17 protein-coding genes are annotated in these 23,161 nt (G+C 44.9%); 9 read left to right on the top strand and 8 right to left on the bottom strand.

All coding sequences use genetic code 11. The features are described from left to right. Window positions 1-124: 124 nt before the first annotated feature. Window positions 125-967: a hypothetical protein gene (locus V7R55_RS15545; protein ID WP_334060199.1), complete on the top strand. Its 843-nt coding sequence runs from the start codon at window positions 125-127 to the stop codon at window positions 965-967. A 5-nt stretch (window positions 968-972) separates the two neighbouring features. Here V7R55_RS15545 and V7R55_RS15540 read toward each other — a convergent pair whose 3' ends face one another. Next, the gene (locus V7R55_RS15540) at window positions 973-1,713 is read right to left on the bottom strand and encodes an AraC family transcriptional regulator (RefSeq protein ID WP_334060198.1); all 741 of its coding nucleotides are present in this window, start codon (window positions 1,711-1,713) and stop codon (window positions 973-975) included. Window positions 1,714-1,880: 167 nt separating this feature from the next. On the opposite strand from V7R55_RS15540, the gene V7R55_RS15535 reads away from it, so the two are divergent. Then, entirely contained in the window at window positions 1,881-2,804 is a 924-nt protein-coding gene (locus V7R55_RS15535; protein WP_334060197.1) for a DUF808 domain-containing protein, read from the top strand. A 372-nt stretch (window positions 2,805-3,176) separates the two neighbouring features. Then, window positions 3,177-3,461: a hypothetical protein gene (locus V7R55_RS15530; protein ID WP_334060196.1), complete on the top strand. Its 285-nt coding sequence runs from the start codon at window positions 3,177-3,179 to the stop codon at window positions 3,459-3,461. A gap of 281 nt (window positions 3,462-3,742) precedes the next feature. Here V7R55_RS15530 and mrcB read toward each other — a convergent pair whose 3' ends face one another. After that, on the bottom strand, window positions 3,743-6,094 hold the full coding sequence (gene mrcB / locus V7R55_RS15525) for a penicillin-binding protein 1B (protein ID WP_334060195.1): 2,352 nt from the start codon (window positions 6,092-6,094) through the stop codon (window positions 3,743-3,745). A 267-nt stretch (window positions 6,095-6,361) separates the two neighbouring features. On the opposite strand from mrcB, the gene V7R55_RS15520 reads away from it, so the two are divergent. Then, window positions 6,362-7,648: a lytic murein transglycosylase gene (locus V7R55_RS15520; RefSeq protein WP_334060194.1), complete on the top strand. Its 1,287-nt coding sequence runs from the start codon at window positions 6,362-6,364 to the stop codon at window positions 7,646-7,648. 89 nt (window positions 7,649-7,737) lie between these two features. Here the strand turns inward: V7R55_RS15520 and V7R55_RS15515 are convergent, their stop codons facing one another. Both V7R55_RS15515 and V7R55_RS15510 read right to left on the bottom strand, forming a co-directional pair. Further along, window positions 7,738-8,550 carry a DUF4198 domain-containing protein gene (locus tag V7R55_RS15515; protein WP_334060193.1) on the bottom strand — a complete coding sequence of 271 codons (813 nt, stop codon included), beginning with the start codon at window positions 8,548-8,550 and terminating at the stop codon, window positions 7,738-7,740. Between the two features lie 179 nt (window positions 8,551-8,729). Continuing rightward, entirely contained in the window at window positions 8,730-11,453 is a 2,724-nt protein-coding gene (locus V7R55_RS15510; RefSeq protein ID WP_334060192.1) for an ATP-dependent RNA helicase, read from the bottom strand. 186 nt (window positions 11,454-11,639) lie between these two features. On the opposite strand from V7R55_RS15510, the gene thpR reads away from it, so the two are divergent. Continuing rightward, window positions 11,640-12,293: an RNA 2',3'-cyclic phosphodiesterase gene (thpR, locus tag V7R55_RS15505; RefSeq protein ID WP_334060191.1), complete on the top strand. Its 654-nt coding sequence runs from the start codon at window positions 11,640-11,642 to the stop codon at window positions 12,291-12,293. A 239-nt stretch (window positions 12,294-12,532) separates the two neighbouring features. Further along, the gene (purU, locus tag V7R55_RS15500) at window positions 12,533-13,387 is read left to right on the top strand and encodes a formyltetrahydrofolate deformylase (protein WP_039217723.1); all 855 of its coding nucleotides are present in this window, start codon (window positions 12,533-12,535) and stop codon (window positions 13,385-13,387) included. Window positions 13,388-13,467: 80 nt separating this feature from the next. On the opposite strand, the gene V7R55_RS15495 is transcribed toward purU, so the two are convergent. Further along, window positions 13,468-13,950: a hypothetical protein gene (locus V7R55_RS15495; protein ID WP_334060190.1), complete on the bottom strand. Its 483-nt coding sequence runs from the start codon at window positions 13,948-13,950 to the stop codon at window positions 13,468-13,470. Window positions 13,951-14,013: 63 nt separating this feature from the next. Further along, window positions 14,014-14,532, bottom strand: coding sequence for a YgjV family protein (locus V7R55_RS15490; RefSeq protein WP_334060189.1), 519 nt, complete (start codon window positions 14,530-14,532; stop codon window positions 14,014-14,016). 255 nt (window positions 14,533-14,787) lie between these two features. Between V7R55_RS15490 and V7R55_RS15485 the strand changes: the two genes are divergently transcribed. After that, complete coding sequence (locus V7R55_RS15485; RefSeq protein WP_334060188.1) at window positions 14,788-16,977, top strand: M3 family metallopeptidase; 2,190 nt, start codon at window positions 14,788-14,790, stop codon at window positions 16,975-16,977. A gap of 341 nt (window positions 16,978-17,318) precedes the next feature. Continuing rightward, a complete protein-coding gene (locus tag V7R55_RS15480) occupies window positions 17,319-19,229 on the top strand; it encodes a methyl-accepting chemotaxis protein (protein ID WP_334060187.1) in 1,911 nt (636 codons plus the stop codon). A gap of 59 nt (window positions 19,230-19,288) precedes the next feature. Here the strand turns inward: V7R55_RS15480 and V7R55_RS15475 are convergent, their stop codons facing one another. Next, a complete protein-coding gene (locus tag V7R55_RS15475) occupies window positions 19,289-19,876 on the bottom strand; it encodes a hypothetical protein (RefSeq protein WP_334060186.1) in 588 nt (195 codons plus the stop codon). A 194-nt stretch (window positions 19,877-20,070) separates the two neighbouring features. Further along, window positions 20,071-20,814 carry a hypothetical protein gene (locus V7R55_RS15470; RefSeq protein WP_334060185.1) on the bottom strand — a complete coding sequence of 248 codons (744 nt, stop codon included), beginning with the start codon at window positions 20,812-20,814 and terminating at the stop codon, window positions 20,071-20,073. 319 nt (window positions 20,815-21,133) lie between these two features. Here V7R55_RS15470 and V7R55_RS15465 point away from each other — a divergent pair, with 319 nt between their 5' ends. After that, complete coding sequence (locus tag V7R55_RS15465) at window positions 21,134-22,942, top strand: cation:proton antiporter (protein ID WP_334060184.1); 1,809 nt, start codon at window positions 21,134-21,136, stop codon at window positions 22,940-22,942. Window positions 22,943-23,161: the final 219 nt, after the last annotated feature.

Raw genomic sequence — 23,161 nt, 5'->3', positions numbered from 1 at the left:
CAAACGCTTCAATAACGCACACAAATAATGCACACTAATGGTGCACCGTTAAAAATTTGCCCAATTTTGAAGCGGTATGAGGTTGAGGTAAGGTGAGAAGACTAAAAAGTGCGATGAAATTAGGATGGAACTATTCGATAGAGACCATGGTCTGTTGTTTACTATGACGACTATCACCCCATCTTTCTTTGCGCCTGAGCGCAGCATTGAACACCATTCCGTTGCAAAGAAAACGGCGTGGCGATCGCTACTAATTTCAGGCTGTGTACATATATTTGGAGTGATTTTGGTTGTCATACTTTCTCAGTTAAGTATTGATAACCAAAAAGAGCGTATAAACGTTTTAGAGCAAAGCTCAGAGATAAAAGCCCGCCTGTATTATCCTCCAATGCCCCAACCTCAAGCTACAGAAACTAAGCAGATTGAACGCCTGAATGAGACACTGAACACGGCGCTTAAACCAGACGTATCTCAAAGCATGCAAACTACTGATAGTAAAGCTAAATCACCAAAAAAAGATGAAATCCCACAAAAGGTAAACGCAGAACCTGAAACACAGCGAAAACCGATAAAAACTAAGCCGAACGATACGCCACCGTCCCCTACTATTTCGAACAATGCAAATCGACGTGCAGGCACGTTTAACTTATCGGTCAAAGACGGAGCTGCTCGTTATTTTGAAAACTATAACAACAACAAAGTAGCTGAAGAAGCTGAACAAGCATCAAGAGAATTTCAAGAGCGTAAAAATAGCCCTAGACTAGAAGGCCCAAGTACAGGGCAAATGCAGGCCGTTGAAAATAAACGCCCATCTAAACGCGTTAATTGCAGCGGGACTGCGAATAAAACACTCGCTTTTTTAAGCGGTATTGCCGGCGGTACCTTAGAATGCACCAAAATGGGCGATCACGACCGTTTTATTGATGCCAGAGTCAATAAAACTACCAAAAACGAAGGCGGAAACTAGCTCGATTACTTCCTTTTAAAGAACTTAGGTGGTTGCCCAAAATACGCTTTGAATCGCCGGCTAAATGCTGCAACATCTTCATACCCCGTTATCTGAGCTATGCTAGACATTGGTGTATCGGTATTCCTAAGCAATGCTTTGGCTTTCTCCATTCTTATCTTCACTAAGTAATCACGTAAGCTAAGACCAGTGGCTTGTTTAAACCGATTTTTAAATTGCGTATTTCCCATACACGCCATCTCAGAAAGCAACTGCAACGAATGTGATGCCCCTAAATCACCGTGTATGTGGCTTATTACTTGAGTGATCCGCTTATCTGTTCCCGCACCCACTTCACTTTTAGCCAGAAGCACCTGAAATAAGGCGGTCATTTCATCCTGTCCGTCAACCGCGTAATTCGTTAATTGCACTTCGATAAAGCTTAAGAAAGCTTGAAGGGCGGTATTAACCTGAAAGATAGGGCTTCGTTTGTCTTTTAACTGCTCAGGTACTGAAAGTAAGTCAGCAACCACAAACCTTGCGTTTTCGTTCGCACTAAAATTGTGTACTTCGAGCGGCGCTATACACACTCCCTCACCCACACCTACGCTGCCAGTAAAACAGTCTTGCGCTATTTCTATATGCCCATTTATAGGCAATACTAACTGATAAAAAGGGTGAGCGTGACTACGTGCCTTTCTGGCATAAGAACGAACTGACAGCGAGGGTAATTCTGTTGCTTCAACTATTTCTCTGTCGTTACTCACATTGATTCCAACCTTTTTCTCTGATGCCACAAGATTCATAAGTTGCCAAAGGCAAGAGGCTGCGCGTATCCTTTGTAAGCCGCAACTACTTATCGCTTGCCGATTTGCTATGTTAGTGAAACATAAAAAAGGCACATTTAATAACAACTAATACAAGGAAAATCACTGTGGCCGCAGCTAACTTACTTGCCCTACTTGATGATATAGCAACGTTAATGGACGACATCGCAACCATGTCGAAAGTCGCTGCGCAAAAAACAGCGGGCGTTTTGGGCGACGATTTAGCGGTAAACGCCGACCAGGTCCAAGGGGTTAAAGCAGATAGGGAATTGCCTGTTGTATGGGCTGTCGCAAAAGGCTCGCTTATCAATAAGGCCATTTTGGTTCCCGCTGCATTAGCCATAAGTGCCTTTGTTCCCTCCCTCATTACCGTGTTATTAGTGCTGGGTGGATTATATTTATGTTTTGAAGGTGCAGAAAAACTGCTGCATAAATACCTTCCTCATGAAGGTGAGGAAGAAATACGAGAAGCTCGAATTGAAGCGCTTACCCACGAAGATGTTGATATGGTGGCGTTTGAGAAAGATAAAATTAAAGGCGCTATACGCACCGACTTCATACTGTCTGCCGAAATCATTGTTATTGCATTAGGTACTGTGACCGATGCAACACTTACTACGCAAATTGGTGTGCTAGTAGCATTAAGCTTAGCCATTACCCTTGGCGTTTATGGCCTGGTAGCGGCACTAGTTAAAATGGACGATGTTGGGCTTTACATGCTTCGCAAGTCGCTAACGGGCTCAATGAACACCATTCAAAGATTTATTGGAAGAGCACTATTAGTTGCCGCGCCAGCACTAATGAAAACGCTGGCGGTAGTGGGTACGGTGGCTATGTTCTTAGTAGGCGGCGGAATCCTTACTCACAGCATAGACTTTCTACACGTCGTTACCGACTGGTTTACCGCACTTATCCCAGACGCATCGCTGGTTATGTCTATACTTGCTGATGGTGTTGTTGGTATTGCTGCTGGTGTGATCATTGCGCTAGTAGTGACAATGTTTTCACAATTTAGAAGTAAAGCGTCCTAGACCTATTCACTCTTTTATACATTGGCGGCGCTGCTCTTTTTTATAGACTAGTGCCCCTACTTTTGATCTTTCTCATGGTAACCAGTGTCGCTGTAGAAATGTCAAAAACGTTGCGTTAGTCATTTTGACTACCTCCATAATAAATTCGCTAAATTTTAGCATTTCTTTAATATCTCAATTTGACCTTCATTTTTTATAAAAAAATAAAACACTATAAATTCAACCACTTGCCACTTTTTAACGAGTTGGCACATCCCTCGCTATAAACTAATTGTTAATTGATAACGACTTATTATCGAAACCTTTAGCAACATGATAGCTGCCACGCAGTATGTTCAAGTGCAGTGTCTAACTTAATTTTTGGAGATTACTATGTTTATCGGTCGCAAAACTTTCACTGCATTAACTTTAGCAACTAGCGTATTGAGCGCAGCAGCATTCGCGGATGAACCTCAGAGTGACATTGTTTCACATACAGATTTTATCGTTGAAAGCGCCATGAATGACGTAAAGCAGAATTTAGCGCTGGATGTGACCTATGACGTGTTAACTGCCAGTCACACATTTGAACCAGAAGTAGAAGAAGCACATTCATTGGTTGCAGAGATTACCGTTACCCCAATTGAGCCTATTAGCTCAAACGATAACGACGCATAAGGAGAGTGCACATGTTAACCGCCGCAACCCTATTTATGGTAGTACTCGGGCCGGTTATTGCGTTTGTAGTCAGTGCGCTGGTGTTTTCTACAGCGCGCCTATTCCTTCAGAAAGGACATTGAAAACGCAATAAAAACTAGTAGGTGCCGAACCGACTACCACAACTTTTTTGCCTTCCCTGGGCCTTTTACTCCAGAGGGAGATAGAAAGCACGGACTATACGCTAGCTATGCGTTTTCAAAGCCAAGTGATTGTGTTTTCTATCTTCTTACTGGAGTTTTTTATCCGAATATGCGTTCCCACCAGCTTTTTTCGTCTTTATCGCTGTCCTTATCTACTGGGCGACCCGAGCAGTCTTGCTGAGGCGGTGGTAGTACATCCAAAATAGCCGGTACGCTTAAGCTTTCAGCACAACCTGCAACAACAACAGCCCCTGTTTTAGCATCGAAATGCGCAATGCCTAATCCTTTAGGGAAGCGTCGTGATAAGGATTTAGGTGATTGAGACTTCATGTAGTTAATGAACACGGGTAGCGCACCACCCGCACCGGTTAAGTTAACGGGTTTATTATCATCGTTACCTACCCAAACCGTGACCACATTATTTCTATCGAAGCCGCTAAACCAACTATCGCGGTAGTCGTCAGTAGTTCCTGTTTTGCCAGCCATGTTCACATTACCGAAGTTCCAACCTATACGTTTTGCAGTGCCTTCTGTGGTTACCTTGTACAAAGCGTAATTAAGCAAATAGGTAGCGGCCTCTTCAGTACGCTGACTAAAGAACTCCGCCTTTTTCCAAAGCAAAGCATTATCCGCTGTCACTACAGAGGTCACCGTGTGAAGGGGTATATAACGCCCGTCGTTCGATAAGGTTTGATACATTTGATTAGTGTTAAATGGCGTTAGTTCGAAGGCACCAAGGGTTAACGACGGCACCTTGTCTACCGGAGTGGTAACCCCTAAACGCTCAATGGTATCGGCCAGCGCATCTAGCCCTATCTGCATGCCTAAATTAACTGTTGGCACGTTCAAAGATTCAACTAGCCCTTGAAGCAGAGGCACCTGCCCTCTGAACTCTTTATCGTAGTTTTGCGGTGACCATTCAGTGCCGTTTCTACTTTCAAGGGTAATAGGCTTGTCTTCAAGGGGGGTAGCCAAATTAAACTGAGTAGGATCTTCTAAGGCAGTTAAGTACACAGCAGGCTTAATCAATGAACCAATTGGCCTCTTAGCATCTAGTGCTCGATTGAAACCCTTAAATGCAAAGTCTTTACCGCCTACAATCGCGCGCACCTCACCACTTGCACTGTCGGTGACTACCATGGCACCTTGCAGTGGTACGCTTCTATCTTTTTGAAGGCCATTTAGAGTGCCTGACAATGCTTTTTCTGCCCTGCGCTGGGCGACAATATCCAGTGTTGTAAACACCTTAACGCCCGAGTCTCTTAAACTTGGCTCTGCTAAAATTTCATTAAGCTCTCGACGAACCTGTTCCATGAAAGCAGGATGTTTACCGCTTGCTAAACTCGCTCCGCTGGCAAGCCCTAACGGCATATTCACGAAACGTTCGTAGTCTTGACGGCTTATTTCATTTTCATCGAACAACATGCGAAGCACCAAATCACGTCGCTCTTTTGTTCGCTCGGCATATTTACGGGGATTGTAATAAGATGGGCCTTTAATAATAGCAACAAGCGTGGCTATTTCAGGTGTGCTTAACTCGTTGGCTGGTCGGTCAAAGTAGAAATAGCTGGCAAGTCCAAAACCATGTACGGCCATGTCACCATTTTGACCTAGAAACACTTCGTTCAAATACGCTTCGATAATTTCTGATTTGCTGTAACGTGCGTCTATAATCACCGCCATAATGGCTTCTTTTGCCTTACGCACAATTGAGCGTTCACGGGTTAAAAACATATTTTTAACTAGCTGCTGCGTCAGCGTGCTGCCACCTTGAACCGTACGACCAGCAGCAATATTCGCCATTAGCGCTCGCAATATTGAAAGTGGTGCAACGCCATGATGGTTATAGAAATTGCGGTCTTCCACTAGCGTCAGCGCTTTAGGTAACATTTCAGGAATAGTATCAAGGGTCACCAACATGCGGTCTTCTTGGGAGCCACTTGTCATACGCGTTACTAACCAAGGTTCAAGTTTTGCAGAGCCATAAGGGCGCCCTTGCGATTTGTCAAAGATTTCCCCAATGCGTGCACCTTCCCACGTTATTACTAAGTGTCGAAGAGGCTCAGCGCCTTCAGGAAACTGAAAGGCGCGGCGCTGCACGGTCAGAACTTTATTTTGATAGCTATATTCACCGCTACTGTCGGCAAAGGTTACCTTGCGGTAGCCCAGCAAATTGAGTTCATCAATGACTTCTTGGGGCGTTATCTCTTCACCTTTACTGACTTCCAACGGGCGGGCAAAGATCTGAGCGGGGACTTCCCACTTGTTCCCCGAAAACGCATGCTTAATTTGTGCGTCGAGATAAAACGCATAAGCCCCAAGCACGACCAAGCCAATTAAAGTGACTCGCCAGAACAGCTTGAAAAACCACGAGCGCTTGGCCGAGCCTTTGCCATTGCTTGATGCTTTACTTTTTGAAGATGGATTGTCTTTTGTCTGTCTTTTTGCCACGTGAAAACGCCATGAAGATCATTGAGGATGACATCGCACATATTGCGATATGAATTTAACGAACGCCTTTGAAACGTTAGTTTTAATAGTATCAACATTACCATTCGGGCCGCCTCTCAACAACTGTTTCCAAATATGCACACTCCGAATTTATATACTTCTGAAACGTCCCGTGGCGCTAATGTGTTGACGGACTAAAATGAATTTTACTCGCGTTTCACGGTCACAATGCGATAGCATGCTGGCAAGTAACACAGGAACCGTACTATGCGCTTAGCTTCATTTAAGTCTTCTTTTTTTTCTACTCGTTCGCCTAAAGGGGCCAAATCTTACGCCTCATTTCTTCGACCGTCACTTCGCACGTCTATGGCACTGCTTCTCGCGGGTGCGACTATGAATTCAGCGCTAGCCAATGAACAATTTGCTAGCTGCACCGCAGCGCTTGCAGATAAAGCCAAGCAGGAAGGGGTTAGCCAGCAGACTATCGATGATGTGTTTCCTCGCCTTGTTCACCAAGACCGTGTGATTGAGCTAGACCGAAGCCAACCAGAATTTGTACAAACCTTTCCAGGGTACTTCAGCAAGCGCGTTACCGACTGGCGTACTCAAAAAGGCAAAGAGATGTACGCTAAGCACGAGGCGCTGTTACACAAACTAAGTGATAAGTACGGCGTGCCTCCTCATTACTTGCTCGCCTTCTGGGGTCTAGAAACAAACTTCGGCTCTTACAAAGGCAAAATGCCCGTACTTGATTCTCTTGCTACTCTGGCTTGTGACAAACGAAGAAGTAAGTACTTTACCCAAGAGTTTCTTGTGGCCGTGAAGCTAATGGAACGGGAAAAGCTTCAAAAAGAAGACATGATTGGTTCGTGGGCTGGCGCTATGGGCCACACTCAGTTTATGCCTTCGGCCTATACCCACTATGCCATTGACGGCGACGGCGACGGGCAAATTAATTTGTGGGCAAGTGAAGAAGATGCGTTATCTTCTGCCGCAAACTTCCTTGCAAGTCTAGGTTGGGAGCGCAGCTTCCGCTGGGGTCGTGAAGTGCAGTTGCCTGACAACTTTGACTATCAAGAATCTGGCTATAAAAATAGAAAGCCTCTTAGCGAATGGAACGCTCAAGGCGTGAAGAAAGCCGATGGGTCAGCGCTGGGCGAAGACGATACCACAGCTTATGTAATTGTACCTGCAGGGCATAACGGCCCGGCCTTTATCGCTTACAAAAACTTCCGAGTTATTATGCGCTGGAACAACTCTGAGTTTTACGCCATCGCCGTAGGCGTATTGGCCGACCGCATCGCTGGGGCGTCTGGTATTAAAGCTACCTTACCTGATCTCCCCGCATACAGCCGCAAAGACATTATTGCACTTCAAAGTAAGCTGAATAATTTAGGCTTTGATGTGGGCAAACCCGACGGCATCATTGGCCCTGCCACTCGCGAGGGTATTCGCAACTACCAAATTAGCAATAATATGATCGCAGATGGGTTTCCAGGTCTGGAAGTAATGGCAGCACTTGATATTGACCTGACAGGCAAGGCTACCTCTTAACCTTGATAAAAACAGCGCCCCTTTTAGGGGCGCATTAATCATATAGTATTTTCAGTGACCGGTAAGATAGAAGCCGTTCATCTTATTGGTTACTGAACGTATTCAAACGTAAGGCTTGAAAAGTAAGTCTCAAAATCTGCTGCAGAACTATTTGTGAGGGGTACGCCCCAAACCGTATTTAGCATAACAGGCCCTTCGACATTAAGTTTAAACGTCGCCTTTCCTTCACTGTCAGTTTGCACCGCTTGCACTTCAGCACTGTGATCAACCAAAGATACTGCATCGATAAGTGCATTGCTCAAGGGCTTTCCTTTGAATAACACCTGAACAGATAGGGTGTTATCTGAGAGCTTATAAGGGTGTTCAAGGGGCACTATTTCTAACGTGTGGCCAATAGGTTTTAGGGCATTGTCCGTTATTGCCTCACCCACTTGCACAATGGTTTTTGCTTTCCTTGAATAGAGCTCTTTTCCAGCGATATCGTTTTGCCCTCTCGCCTCGCGATGAGCCAGTATCTCAGCTAAACCCTCATCTTTTGCGTACTGGTTAAACTTCTTCGCTTTAAGTACGCTAGTAGCGTGATAGCTTTCAAACCCTATGACATGGGTGCCAGAAGAAAGCTTGGCCGTTTTAGCCATGCCGGGCAGCATTGACGTTTTAGGTACTACGCTGGCGGCCATATCACTTACACCATCAGAAGAATAGGTGCGCAGCGCAACTATTCTATTCCAAGCAAGGTTCCAGTGAGAGGTATCTTCCTTATGACCTACTTTAAACTGCAGGGCAACAGCACTTGGCTCTTGTGTACGATAGCTTGCTGGCTCTAACCAAAAATCGTGCGCTTGAGCGCTTAAAGATGTGGCAAACAGAAAGCCCGCGGTGGCTAGTTTGGATAATTTCATAGCGTAAGGTTACCTAAATAAACGTTTGAGATTTCTATCATCAACTTAGCTTAGTTTTTAATGTGTAACCACTGTCGTTAAAAACAGACTGTGTAAGAAACTGGTGTATAAGCAATGGCTGGTATTTGAAATACACAACAATCAACTAAAAACAGTAAGAGGTATGGCCGCATCAGCGGCTACATATGTTTTTTTGTTTTACTGGTAGGCACTGCATTGGCAGGATCATCCGGCCAAAAGTGCTTGGGGTAACGCCCCTTCATCTCTTTTTGTATTTCCTTATAGCTGCCTTGCCAAAACGCACCTAAGTCACTGGTGGTTTGCAGTGGCCTACCTGCTGGCGACAGCAGCTCGCACACAACAGTAACTCGCCCACCCGCCAAGGTTAATGGAGCGCTTTGCGAGTACAATTCTGGCATTTTGACCGACAGCACCACATCCTCATTGTCACGATAATCTAGGCTAGCTTCTCTGCCAGTAGGAATAGTCACGTGAGTAGGCAAAAGCGTGGCTAATGCGTCTTGCTGGGGCCAAGATAACCCGTTGTTCAAGGCTGTTTTCCACGGTAACTGCTTAAGGTTTTTAATACTTTTACAGCTTTTTAAAACAGGCGCTAAGCTGTCTTTTACCCTATGCACCAGGTCGCTTAATGACAATGGCCAGGGATCTGGTTCGTTAAAGGCTTTATCTTGCGGCAGATTTAGCTTTGCGGCCATTTGAACTCTTCGCCACCATTGCCAATCTACATCCGAAAAGGGCCAATTGGATAACGGCAAGGTATCGAGATAGGCAAACCACGCATCGCACATTGCGCTATCCCAAAACGCTTGTTCCCGGCTTTTTTCCTGCCCGGATACTGGCGCACTATTTAGCGTTATGTCATAGAACCCCGTACTTACTCTGGCTTCCATTACGCCAGTGTCGCTGTTAAGAATAACGCTACGCTTTTCGCTAAATGCGTCAGGGAAAGCTAAACGCAACCAGCGTTCAGGAACATGCTGAGCTAGGCGTATTGTCACTGTGCTTTTGATTAGCTGCCCCTCAAGCACTGCTATCCACGGGTAATTATCCTTTTCGCTTTCATTGAAAAATGTATTACTGGCTGTAGCTGTCAGCTCAGCTCCCTTTCCACTCGCTAACTTGTACTCAATAATATGAGACTGAGAAGCACCGCTTCGTGTAGCCCCATTTATTGCGCCTTTCGAATTACCAGGGTTACCGCTAGAACTGCTTAGCGCATTTCGCCTGTAGCCCACCTGCAGAGGAAATGCGATGGCGATACAAAGGCCAAGAGCGCATTCGTCCAATGCGTTAATGTAAGGCTTAAAATTCTGCGCTTTCCCCTTCCCGCTTTGCACATAGCGCGCATAACGGGAAGCTTGTTGTATAAGCTGATTGCGAGTGCTGCTATTAGCATGAAGCAGCGCATCCATTACGTTTGTCGCACCATTTACATTAATATTGCTTTCGCTTATAGCCACTACAAAAGGTGCTGCAAAGCGAAGCGCACTATTTTCATTAGCACTTAGCCCCTCTATACCTGTTTTTGCCGTTAGCAATAAATGGGCTAAATGGGGCTGACATGGCAACTGGGCCAGCGCTCTTCCATAAGGGGTAATGTTTGCCTTTGAAACAGCATTAACTCGGCAAAGCTTTTGCTGTGCGACCTGCAGTTGTGCTTGTGTAGGTTGAGTCAACAATGCCAACGTATCTGGGCTGCTACCCCACGCCAGAGTATCAAGCAAGAAGCTGCTTAAATCCTCTTTCTCAATTTGCGCCGCGTTATGTTTGGCCAAACGCTCGAAGCTGCTTTTGCTGCATAACCTGTAGCAGGTGCCGGCCATGACTCGCCCAGCTCGCCCAGCTCTTTGCGTGGCAGATGCTTGCGAAATACGTTGCTGGGTAAGCGCAGTAATATCGCTTGAAGGGTGATACTGAGCGCTGTTCTCCCACAGAGTATCAATAACTACTGTCACGCCTTCAATGGTTAAACTTGTCTCTGCAATATTGGTAGATAATATGATTTTTCGCCTGCCCTGTGGGTCTGGCGCGATGGCTGCCTGTTGCGCTGATTTTCCTAAAGCGCCATAAAGCATGTGAACGGCTATGTCCGCACTCTCAGCTACCCCTTTTATTTCTCTGGCAACAGCATTTATGCTTCCTCGGCCGGGAAGGAACACTAAAATATCACCATCGTGCTCGCTTACTGCCTGTTTTATGAGATTACTGGTTTTTGGTACCAGCTCATAAGCCTGCACATCTTGGGTGTAGCGAACATCAACAGGAAACATACGACCTTGCGTTTCCAAGTTCGCTAATGGCAGTACGCTAAACCCATTGAGCAATGTTTGAAGTGGCGCAATATCCAAGGTTGCCGACATCACCACTAGGCGTAAGTCATCGCGAAGCCCAGACTGGACTTCAAGTGCCAGCGCCAACCCAAAGTCACTATGAATACTGCGCTCATGAAATTCATCGAAGACAATAGCAGCTACCCCAGCAAGCTCTGGGTCTTGCTGAATCATGCGTGTTAACACGCCCTCGGTTATTATCTCAAGTCGAGTAGCTGACGACGTTTTTGACTCGCCCTTTATACGATAACCAACTGTTTCACCCACGTATTCATTTAACTGTTTTGCTAAGTGGTCAGCAAGATTTCTTACCACCACCCGGCGAGGCTGCATGAGCAAGATTTTTCCTTTTAGCGAAGATTGCAGCAGCGACAAAGGCAGCACAGTAGATTTTCCCGCCCCCGGAGGCGCCCCTATGATGATGTTGTTAGTCGCTACGGCTTCTTGTAGCGGCGTAACAAGTTCATAAGCGGGTAGATGAGAAAACGGTTGTAACATAAAGGGCATAAAGGTGTTATAAGTTGGTGGGTATAGTGTACCTGATGTAAACAATGCACTCGAACATCACAGCTATTTTTTTAAATTTGGTAAATACTCAATACGCGCGACTTGTTTTGGAACTCGTCCACAGCGCCATGATAAACTTATTATGGTACAGACGTTCGCTGTCTTCTTAAGCTTGTGGACAGCAATACTGTTTAATGTACATAGATAGGGCAAATTTAAAGGAGGAAAGCTATGCGAAGCTTTATTGGTTTAGATCTTAGCGCCACAGAAAAACTTGCTCTAGATAGCTGGCGTCAACAGGCATTGCCTGAAGTAATGCCTCGTCAATGGGTGAAAAGCGAGGTAACTCGTACTCGTAAGTCTGGCAACAAGCGTAACGAACACATCAGCAATCAAGGGCCAGCAATACCTTATGCTGTGCCAGCAGCAAACTTTCACATCACGCTTTGCTTTTTAGGCGAGATAAATCACCGTCAGCACGAAGCGCTTGTGTATGAACTCGACCAGCTCGTCAGCGAACCATTTTCTCTAACTCTCGATGCCACTGGGTTATGGAATGGACCTAAAATACTCTTTGCTGCGCCTACTGATACGCCAAAGGCACTTAATGAGCTCGCTAAATTGTCGCGAAAAGCGGCCCGTAAAGCGGCAATCGAAGTAGAAAGCAGAGAGTATAAGCCTCACGTCACGCTTGTAAGAAAGGCTACGTCGACATTGCCGCTTCCGCTTTACAGCCCGACCGTAGACGTTCACATTTCAGCATTTCACCTATTTGAATCGGTTTCTACGCCGCAGGGGGTAACCTACCCTATTCGTCAATCTTGGCCGTTGAAACACAATATGTCGGTAAGAGAGAAACTTCGCCGCGGAATTACGGATGAGTAAAAAGTAGCGAGTGTAGAGAGACGAATAAACGGCGGCTAACAAAGAAGAGTGCTCTGCCGTACCGGATTACCCGTACCTGTATTACTATGACAAACGCTTTTTTATAGCTAAGCTGCGGCAACGGCTGTGTGTGATTATGAGTTATAGCAATTTAAGCTGGTTTTAAATTACCTGTAGCCTTTACAACGCCTAGCGTCACGGGTAAAAAGATAGCCTGTTTTTTTATTCAAACTGCCCACATGCAACAAACATTTAGATTAGTTATAGACTGCCCCGACCAAATCGGGCTAGTTGCCAGCGTGTCGCAATTTTTAGCCGACCATAACGCTACCATCGTTGAAGCCAGCCATCATACTGATTTACAGACCGGCCGCTTTTTTATGCGCCATGAAATTAGTACCGATTCGCTAAAACTAGACCATCAAAGCTTTGTTAAAGAGTTCACCCCACTTGCTAACGAATATCAGATGAACTGGAAGCTGAGCGACTCTAGCAAAAAGCAGCGCGTTGCGCTGTTAGCTAGCCTTGAGTCTCACTGTTTAGTTGACCTGCTTCACCGCTGGCACACAGGCGAACTACACTGTGATATTCCGGTGATTATTGGCAACCACCCGCAAATGAAACAGTTTGCAGACTGGTACAAAGTCCCTTTTCATTGGGTAGACTTTAAAGCGTTAGGTAAAGAAGCCGCTTTTGCTCAAATCACGACCTTACTTCAAGAATACAAAATTGATTTGACCGTGCTTGCCCGCTTTATGCAGATTTTACCTGACACGCTTTGCCAAGAATTGGAAGGCAAAGCCATTAATATTCACCACAGCTTTTTACCCAGCTTTGCGGGCGCTAAGCCATACCAGCAAGCCTATGATCGCGGCGTGAAATTAATTGGTGCAACCTGTCATTACGTTACTAAAGACTTAGATGAAGGCCCTATCATTGAGCAAAGCGTAAAACGTATCAGTCACAGCGATAGTGCAGCTGACATGGTGCGCAAAGGTAAAGATTGTGAAGTAACCGCACTAGCTCACGGTGTGCGCTACCATTTAGAAGACCGCGTGATTATTCACAGAAATAAGACCGTGGTGTTTGCGTAAGTCTTCACACTGATGACATTAAAAAGCCCGCTAGTCGAAGTTACTAACGGGCTTTCTATTTAATACTAGCTTTGCTCTATCTACACGTTCACTTTGACGTTGTTAAACCCATCCTCACCAAGCACCTCTAGAAGCCTCGCTTTTATCACGGCTTCCTTATGAGGATAGTGAAAATCAAACCCTTTGCCGTTGCCGCTTTCCAAGATAACGCCAAGGTAATGGTGAGAGAAATTAAGTGCATAGATAGTATTGGCGTTAACCCTGAGGGGCTGGCGATCAAATCCATGTAGAAAGTGAAACACTGCAAAATCACCATCTTTTTCTATCAATTTTTCAATGGGATATTTAATACCAAAGCGTCTACTTCTTAAATAAGAGAAAAAGCCAATACATAACCCTACGCTACCGATAGTAGACGCGAGCTTTAATTCACCATCTGCATTTATGTTAAAAATAAAAAGAGCAAGTAGAAGAGCCGGAGCACCGAAAAATAGAGCTTTGTCGATGGGTTTGCGTTGCATTACCTTGCCTGTGGATTCAATTCCGTTTGACAATAAATACATCACAAAACGCCTATATATTCAACAGCGCAGCCTTCTTTTCACCTATATTGGTTTCATCGTTAACTAAATTGGGCTAGTGCGCATGGCACGCCTAAGCTTCATGTAGTACCACAGGTTTGATACTGCAAATAGCGCTTCAGTAATGGCTAACCCCCACGTTTGAGTAATTACGCCGTATGCCGTGAAGTTGATTGAACCAATAATCATACACACGCGAAGGCCTGCTTCTTTACAGTGCAGTTCGCCAAAGCGATAAGCCATGAAAGTTAACGCAGGCATAGCTTCAATCAGCGAGGTTTTACCGGTTAAATTATTTACTGTCAGTACAATCACCATCATAGTGATTAAAGTAATGTAAGTTGCGATAGGCGACAGTAGCTTGTTTTTTACTAGTCGATAACTAGTACTCAGTCCTGCCACCGTGATAACTACGGCACCTCCCCACGCTTGCTCGAAAGCCAAAAGAGAGCCAATGGCAATACATAACCCCAGGTTCAGCAGCAGTAATTTGCGTTCAGTATTCGACCAAAATGAGGCCAAAGCGAATGCTACGGGAAACCCGTGAAGAAGTAATTCAAACATGGTGATCACAATAAATAAGTCAGTGGTTTACGGGCTGTGGAATACAGCTAATTCAGAACGCGCGCAGTGTAATTTCCAACCAGCGCAAAGCCAATCAAAATTTGTGCAATTTCGACGAATTGCATACCAGTACGATTTCCCCTTCAAACCGCTGTACTGCAAGGAATTACGTTAAAGAGCATTTAACTTATTTTTACATTATCTTAAGATGGTTTTTGTCAAAAAACGTATAGATAAAAACAGACAGGAAAACTCATGGGTAAATTTAAAACATCACTTACCGCTATAGCGGTTGTGGTTGCACTTGGTGCATGTTCAGAACAAAAGGCACCAGAAACATCTAGCACAGATGTGCAAAATACAACGGCCTCTCAACAAGCACAGTTTGATAACGTACTGCTTCAAGAATTTAAAGGCCCCTATGGCGGTGTACCTGCTTTCGATAAAATGAATTTGGAAGATTTAAAGCCAGCGCTAGAACAAGCTATGGAATTGAATCTTAAAGAAATTGAAGCTATCGCGAACAACGAAGCGCCACCAACGTTTGAAAACGTTATTGTAGAAATGGAGCGCGCAGGTGCTGAGCTTGGTCGCGTATTCACCTATTACGGCATTTGGAGTTCAAACAAGTCGAGCCCTGAATTCCGCGAAATTCAGGCAGAGATGTCGCCTAAGCTCTCAGCTTTCTTCACGCAAATTACGCAAAACGAAAAGCTTTTTGAAAGAGTTAAAACGGTATATGAGTCTGACGAGTTAAATTCACTTACGCCAGAAGAACAGCGTATAACATGGATGACTTACAATAGCTTCGCACGCAATGGTGCGACCTTAGATGGCGAAGCGAAGAAGCGCTACGCTGAAATTAACCAAGAGCTTGCTACGCTACACACTAAGTTTTCAAACAATGTACTAGCAGACGAAGAAAACTACGTTACCTATATTACTGAAGACCAACTTGACGGTTTGCCTGCCTCGTTTGTTAAGGCAGCAAAAGCGGCAGCCGAGTCTCGCGGCGAAGAAGGTAAATACGCAATTACCAACACGCGTTCATCAATGGACCCGTTCTTGACATACTCCACCAATCGAGAGCTTCGCGAGAAAGTATGGCGTACTTACTATAATCGCGGTGACAATGCTGACGAGTTTGATAACAACGACATTATCAAACGTATCTTAACTCTTCGTGACGAGCGCGTTGAGCTATTAGGTTACGAAAACTACGCACAGTGGCGCTTAGAAGATCGCATGGCAAAGAACCCAGAAAATGCCATGGATCTGATGATGAAAGTATGGCCTGCCGCCATTGCTCGCGTTGAAGAAGAAGTGGCTGACATGCAGGCTATTGCCGATGAAGAAGGTGCAGACATTACTATTGCACCTTGGGACTACCGCTTCTATGCAGAGAAAGTACGCCAAGCGAAATACGACCTAGACTCAAACGAAGTAAAGCAGTACTTACAGCTTGATAAGCTTCGCGAAGCCATGTTCTACGTTGCTGGTCGCTTGTTCAACTTCAATTTCACGCCTGTTGAAGAAGGCAAAGTGCCGGTTTTCCACGAAGACGTGAAAGTATGGGAAGTAACCGACAAAGACAGCGGTGAACACATTGGCCTTTGGTATCTTGACCCGTTCTCACGTCAAGGTAAACGCTCTGGCGCTTGGGCAACTACATACCGCTCTTACACTACCTTTGATGGCAAGAAAACCGTATTGTCTTCTAACAACTCGAACTTCGTAAAAGGCGCTGAAGGCGAAGCCACGCTTATTTCTTGGGACGACGCTGAAACCTATTTCCACGAGTTTGGCCATGCACTTCACTTCTTAGCGTCTGACGTAAAATACCCGTCTTCGCATTCTGGCGTGCGCGATTACACCGAGTTCCAGTCTCAGTTGCTAGAGCGCTGGTTAACTACCGATGAGGTTATTAACAACTATCTAGTTCACCATGAAACAGGTGAGCCTATTCCTGCTGAGCTGGTAGAAAAAATTAAAAAAGCTTCAACCTTCAACGAAGGCTTTAAAACTACCGAATACATGGCTTCTGCCATTATGGACCTGAAGTATCACACAACCGATCCTAGCCAGATTGACCCTGATACTTTTGAGCGTGAAGAACTTAAGAAGCTCGACATGCCGGAAGAAATAGTTATGCGTCACCGCTCACCTCATTTCGGCCACGTGTTCTCGGGTGAAGGTTATGCAGCGGCCTATTATGGCTACATGTGGGCAGAAGTACTGACTGCTGACGCTGCAGAAGCCTTTATGGATGCACCGGGTGGTTTCTACGATAAAGAAGTAGGCGACCGCTTAGTGAAATACCTATTTGCTGTGCGTAACGCAATGGACCCAGCTGAAGCGTATCGCAAATTCCGTGGCCGCGACGCCAAGGTAGATGCGTTGATGCGTGACCGTGGTTTCCCTATTCCTAAGGAAACTAAAGAGTAAGCGTCAGCAGATGCTATAATAAGCATTGCTTTTACTAGCCCTTGGTTTAATGACTAAACCAAGGGCTTTTTTGTTTAGCTTTAAAGAGCAATGTTTCTATTGACCTGTTGGTCAATTATGCTTCACAATCAATTCGTCCTATTCATCAATAAAAAGTATAAACTTTGCAAGTAATAGGTCGATAACTTCTCTGCGCTTTAGAAAATAATAAAAGCATTAGCGTAAGAATCATAAAGTAGTACTGACCCGCCTAGGATTCAGCAGCTGACGTCGCTGTGCCTGCAATGTAACGTCACCTTTGATCAATTAATTTTCAGCATTAACTTACGTGGTCGAAAGTCATGACTTTCAGTATTAAACAAAAACTCATTATTTCTCTTATTGTGGCGGTACTGGCTGCTGCAATTCTTGTAGGTTCAATTAGCCAATGGATTGCCCGTGATCTTGTTAAAGAGAACATGGAAGAACTACAGCTTCCTTCTTTACTTAAACAGGTTGGCAACCGCGTAGACAGAGAGGCTAGCGTGATGCTTACCGTAGCACACGGCATTGCCTCTAACCCCGACATCCTCGCATGGTCATCAGCAGGCGCCGATTCGGCAGGCGAACACCGCCTTCTTGGTTATTTAAATAATATTGTTGAATTTAACGATTTAACCGTAGCCTCGTTCGTAGACAGAACCACCTACAAATATTGGAACCAAGATGGCTTTTTACGTGTGCTTCAAAACGACGAATTTGATGGGTGGTTTTTCGCTTACAAAAATAGTGGCGAACCTATCTCGCTAAGCTTGTACAACGAGCCCGGTCAAGGTTATCGCCTGTTTGCGAATTATCAGCAAGTAAATGGCAGAGGTATGTCAGGTGTCGCTAAATCGGTAGATGAGTTATTAGGTATTATCAATGCCGTAAAAATTGCGCAAACCGGTTTTGTCTTTCTTGTAGACGGTAACGGCACTATTATCGCCCACCCCAACACCGAGCTATTGGGCAAAGCCAAACTAGCATCAATAAGCGATTCAAATACAGCGGGGCAGCTACTTAATCGGCAGGAGTTCGCCATGGCCACCAGCGATTCAACAGGCGACGCTCAACTGTTTGCCAGTACCTATGTGGAAAAAGCCGGTTGGTATGTGGTAGCACAGGTTCCTGAACACGAGCTTTACGCATCGCTAAATGCTGGCAGTCGCCAAATCATTATTTGGGCGTTGATTATAGCCGGTGCTTTCGCCTTTATCGGAATATGGCTGGCTGGCACCCTTACTAAACCACTTGAATCACTCGCTGATGTTTTCCAACAGCTTGGCAAGGGTCAAGGCGACTTGCGCTCGCGAATTCCTATGCCAGAACAAAAAGAAATTGCCCGCTTAGTAGAGGGGTTTAATAACTTTATCGACCATCTACACGGCACTATTTCTCAGGTAGCTAAAACAAGCCATGCATTAAAAGCATCTGCCGAAGATGTAGCACAGCAATCACATCAGACAGAGAGCTCCACTAAGAGTCAGCGAGATCAAACTTTGCAGGCAGCGGCGGCATTAACAGAGATGGGCAGTACGGTAAATGAAGTGGCCCAGTCTGCGACCCATGCGGCACAAAATGCGAATTTAGCAACCACAAACTCGGCTCACGGTCGTGAAATTACCCAGCGAGCGGTGCATGCGATAAACGGCTTGTCAGAGCAAATTCAAGATGTATCACGGGTTATTCAGTCCCTAGATGAACACACAGCAGCCATTGGCGGAATCCTTGACACGATAAGGGGCATTTCGGAGCAAACCAACCTACTTGCGCTTAATGCGGCTATTGAAGCAGCGCGTGCTGGCGATCATGGCCGAGGCTTCTCAGTCGTCGCGGATGAAGTTCGCACTCTAGCCCAACGAGCCGCTCAAGCGACTGATGAAATACAGGTGAAGATCGATAAGTTCCAGCAAGACTCTAAATCTGCCGTTTCACAAATGGAGTCAAGTCGTGCTCGCACTACCGATGTGGTAACCGCAACTAATGAAATTGACAAACTGCTTCAAGATATTGCTGAAGAAATTGCTCACATTAATGATGTGAACACGCAGGTAGCGACAGCTACAGAAGAGCAAGCAACTGTGGTAGAAGATATAAATCGAAACATTAACGATATCAGCGCATCTAGTGAAGAAACATTAAATGCGACACAGATATTGGTGAATGTGAGTGACAAGCTTGATGAGCTGGCTCAAGAGCTTTCGTCAGAAGTGAGCAGGTTTAAGTTGTAGGCTTTTCTATATGCCCATTGCTGAAAGTGACAAGGTAAAACAACCTTTTACGCCATCATTTAAAAAGTGATGGCGTACTGCACTTTAACTTGATTGTCGCGGCTTGAACGCCAAGGTAATTGAAGTGACGCACCATCACTTTCCCACGACTCTCGCATAGCGCCGAAAGTAAGTAGGTGCTTATCTTCGTTTAACGGAACTTCTACGTATAGACCTGCTGTTGTGCTCGTTGGTAGTCTGATTGTATCGGCAACCGGGATACGCATCTCATGTTGTGGGCGCACTTTATGACTCAACCCTACACGGTAATCCCCTCTATCCCACCAGCTAACTACTTCAAATTCATGACTTCTGACACGCTGCGACAAAACACCGTAGTCAAGAAGGCCTTTGTTGTAGTGCACAATAGCTTCAATGTTAAACATAGGCGCTATTTTTTGGCTGAAAGCTAATTGATATTGCTTCTGCTTGCAGCCTTTAAATTTAATTTTATTTTTGGTGAGGGTTAAAGAGAATATATCGTCGCTGTCTGAATATTTGTTGAGCCATTGTTGCGCCTTTTCAACAACAGAAGCATGAGCTACACCCGCCATTAAAAAACATGGGCAAATGCATATTGCTAAAAATGACTGATTTAAACGTCTCATTTTTCGCTGCCTCTTGAATTGTGGTTGGCGACAAATCACTCAATAACAATTTAAGTATAGACAGGAAAGTAGTAAGTTGGGTATTAGCCATTTTACTAACAAGAGTTAAAAGATAACTTAAAAAGAATGACCACTGATAATGACAGCGAGCTTGTTCACGGCCTTAAATGAGCATAAAAGCCAAATTGCGCTTATCAACGTGTTACGTGAGCACTAGACAATGACGCATTGCGTCCTTCCGTTGCCTCTTCACTAAACCAATATGTACCTTTGTTATCCACACAAACGCCTTCAACTTGCTTGTATCGCTCTAACGGCCATATATCATGAAGCGTGTAGTCTTGCGAGATTTGCGCAATAAAGGTAGCAAAATTGCCAAAAGGATCCGACTTATATCCTGTGATAACGAACTTGCCTTGATGAGGGTCGAAATCCACGCCAGTTACCACACCAGGTAGGCCTTCAATCGACGCAAAGGGGTTGATGGTTTGTTCAATTTCCCCTTCGTTAATTTTGTAGATATGAGTAATACCCGTTCTCCAACTTTTCGAGAACAGAAGCAGTTCCTTACCGTACTTCACCATGGCTTCTGAATCGAAATCGTGTGCGTAAGGCATATTACTTGAGGCGTTGTTTCCCGCGTACTTTAGCGTGAAGGTAGTGATATCGTTTGCGTTAAGGCGACTTACTTTGTGAATCTCTACCTTTTCTCTGTTGCCTTTGTTGTTTCCGACATCGGCTATGTAAAACGACGTGTCGTCAGCAGTTATCGCTTCCCAATCTCTATTGGTAAGCGGTAAACGCGTGCGCTCGACTATCTCACCTTGGTAGTTAACGCGATAGATTACTGGTGCATTGCCTGAGTCATTAAGCGAAAACATACCATCAGCATCACAAAACAACCCCGACGTTTCCGAAAGCTCTTTAGGCAACTCCACAACACTCTTCACTTGAAACGAAGCAACTGATGCTGGGTATCGATTCGCGCATGCAGACGCTAGCGAAAGCGTTAACAATAAAAGTGATAGTTTAAAAAAAGAGCTCAAAAAGTCGCACCAAGAAGTCTTGTCATATATTTGATAATACCAAAGGTTTTAAACATCGAATATGTATTTAATGCGCTAAAAATGGCCTATTGGTCTAAACTTCAAACCCAAGCGTATATTGCTATAAGCTAATGCTTTGCTTAAAGTCTCTATATGACAAATGTTTAGGCTGATGTACGATGGACAAATAACAACTCGATAAGGATTCACTTTGTCAGACCCGCTTCTTTCACTCGTTGCAGTAGGACTACTGTCAATAACATGCCAATACTTAGCTTATAAGGTAAGGCTTCCTGCTATTTTACCACTTTTAATAGTCGGTATTGTTGTCGGCCCAGTTTTCGGTGTGCTTAATGCGGACGACTTATTTGGCGATTTACTGTTTCCCGTCGTGTCTCTTTCTGTTGCCATTATTCTGTTTGAAGGCTCACTGACGCTAAAATTCAGCGATATTGCAGGCCATAGCAATATGGTGAGGAATCTGTGTTCAATTGGCGTGTTAGTCACTTGGATAGTCGCGGCAACCGCTGCTCATTACAGTCTTGACCTTTCATGGCAGCTGTCCTTTTTGTTCGGAGCAATTGTTACCGTAACTGGCCCTACCGTTATTGTTCCTATGCTCAGAACTGTGCGACTAAAAACGAATTTAGCCAATATCTTGCGCTGGGAAGGGATTGTTATCGACCCTATTGGAGCCTTGCTCGCGGTACTGGTATTCGAGTTTATCGTAGCGTCACAAGAAACGGCTATCACACACACGCTTATAGCCTTTGGAAAAACCGTTGGTATTGGGTCTGTATTGGGGCTTGCCTCAGGCTATTTACTTGGCTTATCTATACGTAAAGAATGGATCCCTCATTATCTACTTAATACCGCTGTGTTAACCGTTATTTTAGGTGTATTTGCAGCATCAAACTATGTAGCGCATGAATCAGGCCTTTTAGCCGTGACCATCTCTGGCATGGTGTTGGCCAATATGAAAGATGTCGATGTAGAAGACATCCTAGAATTTAAAGAAACCTTGAGCGTTCTACTTATTTCAGGTTTATTCATACTACTTGCCACGCGGCTGAACTTACAGTCTGTCGTTGATGTCGGTTGGGGCTCAATTATTGTGCTGGCCGCTATAATGTTTGTGGCGCGGCCCTTGTCAGTATTAGCATCATCCATTGGTACCGGCCTTAAGCTTAATGAATTAGCGTTACTAAGCTGGATTGCCCCGCGAGGTATCGTTGCCGCTGCGGTTTCAGCGTTATTCTCTTTAAAGCTAGAAGAGATAGGCTATGAAGGCGCAGGCATCATAGTCCCTATCGTCTTTATGGTGATTATCGCAACGGTTGTAGTACAAAGTCTCACGTCGCGTAGCGTTGCGTCGTTACTTAAAGTACGTGCCCCTGCCCCAACTGGCTACCTGATTTTTGGTGGCAGCAAATTCAACCGCGCCTTGGCGTGTGAAATGTTGAATCAAAAATTAGACGTGACAATTGCAGATACTAACTGGGATGCGATTAGAGAGGCGCGCATGATGGATATTCCGGTATATTTCGGAAACCCGATGTCTGACCATGCTGCGCGACACCTCGACCTGAACATCTTTGGTACTGTCTTAATTATGTCGCCTTATAAACAATTGAACCCGCTTATTGCGTATCACTTTGAATATACTATGGGTAAAGACAAGGTGTGGGCGCTAACCAATAATGAACAGTCTACGCGGCCTAGTCACCAAGTAAGCGAACAGTATGCTAAAAAACTCACTTTGTTTGATGAGGGCGTTACCTATGGCTATTTGGCTTCAGCTATAGCCCGTGAATCTGCCGTTAAAACTACTCGTCTTTCAGAAGAGTTTACCTTTGAGCAGTATACAAAACAGTATGGTGAGCGAGCTACGCCGCTTATTGCTATTGATGCTGAAGGTAAAAGCTACACCTTTATCAACGGAAACAGTATTCAACCAAAGGCTGGCTGGCGTGTTATCAGCTTGATTGAGCCAGAGCCTGAACAAAAATTAGAAGGGTAAAAGTAAGAAAACCTCCTGCCAGTCGGCAGGAGGTCTCTCCCTGGAGAACATGTAACACAGTGCCCTTTTTTAAAGGTGCGTATTTATTTGGATTTTACTGTCATTACGCTGTCGCAACCTTAGTAGCAAAGAGCAGACCAAATCAACAAATCCTAAACTTTACAAAAGCTTACATTAATTTACACGCTATAACTCTACAGCGGCCTCACAGGAAACCCC

It is taken from the genome of Alteromonas sp. S005 (assembly GCF_036864475.1).
Taxonomy (GTDB): Bacteria; Pseudomonadota; Gammaproteobacteria; order Enterobacterales; family Alteromonadaceae; genus Alteromonas.
Note: the sequence above shows the minus strand (reverse complement) of the source record. Positions and strands in the feature narration are given on the sequence as shown.

Bases quoted from the DNA above. Each gene is read 5' to 3' on its own strand.
- V7R55_RS15545 (WP_334060199.1), top strand. From the start codon at position 125: ATGGAACTATTCGATAGAGACCATGGTCTGTTGTTTACTATGACGACT.
- V7R55_RS15530 (WP_334060196.1), top strand. From the start codon at position 3,177: ATGTTTATCGGTCGCAAAACTTTCACTGCATTAACTTTAGCAACTAGC.
- V7R55_RS15520 (WP_334060194.1), top strand. From the start codon at position 6,362: ATGCGCTTAGCTTCATTTAAGTCTTCTTTTTTTTCTACTCGTTCGCCT.
- V7R55_RS15515 (WP_334060193.1), bottom strand. From the start codon at position 8,550: ATGAAATTATCCAAACTAGCCACCGCGGGCTTTCTGTTTGCCACATCT.
- thpR (WP_334060191.1), top strand. From the start codon at position 11,640: ATGCGAAGCTTTATTGGTTTAGATCTTAGCGCCACAGAAAAACTTGCT.
- purU (WP_039217723.1), top strand. From the start codon at position 12,533: ATGCAACAAACATTTAGATTAGTTATAGACTGCCCCGACCAAATCGGG.
- V7R55_RS15495 (WP_334060190.1), bottom strand. From the start codon at position 13,950: ATGTATTTATTGTCAAACGGAATTGAATCCACAGGCAAGGTAATGCAA.
- V7R55_RS15490 (WP_334060189.1), bottom strand. From the start codon at position 14,532: ATGTTTGAATTACTTCTTCACGGGTTTCCCGTAGCATTCGCTTTGGCC.
- V7R55_RS15485 (WP_334060188.1), top strand. From the start codon at position 14,788: ATGGGTAAATTTAAAACATCACTTACCGCTATAGCGGTTGTGGTTGCA.
- V7R55_RS15480 (WP_334060187.1), top strand. From the start codon at position 17,319: ATGACTTTCAGTATTAAACAAAAACTCATTATTTCTCTTATTGTGGCG.
- V7R55_RS15475 (WP_334060186.1), bottom strand. From the start codon at position 19,876: ATGAGACGTTTAAATCAGTCATTTTTAGCAATATGCATTTGCCCATGT.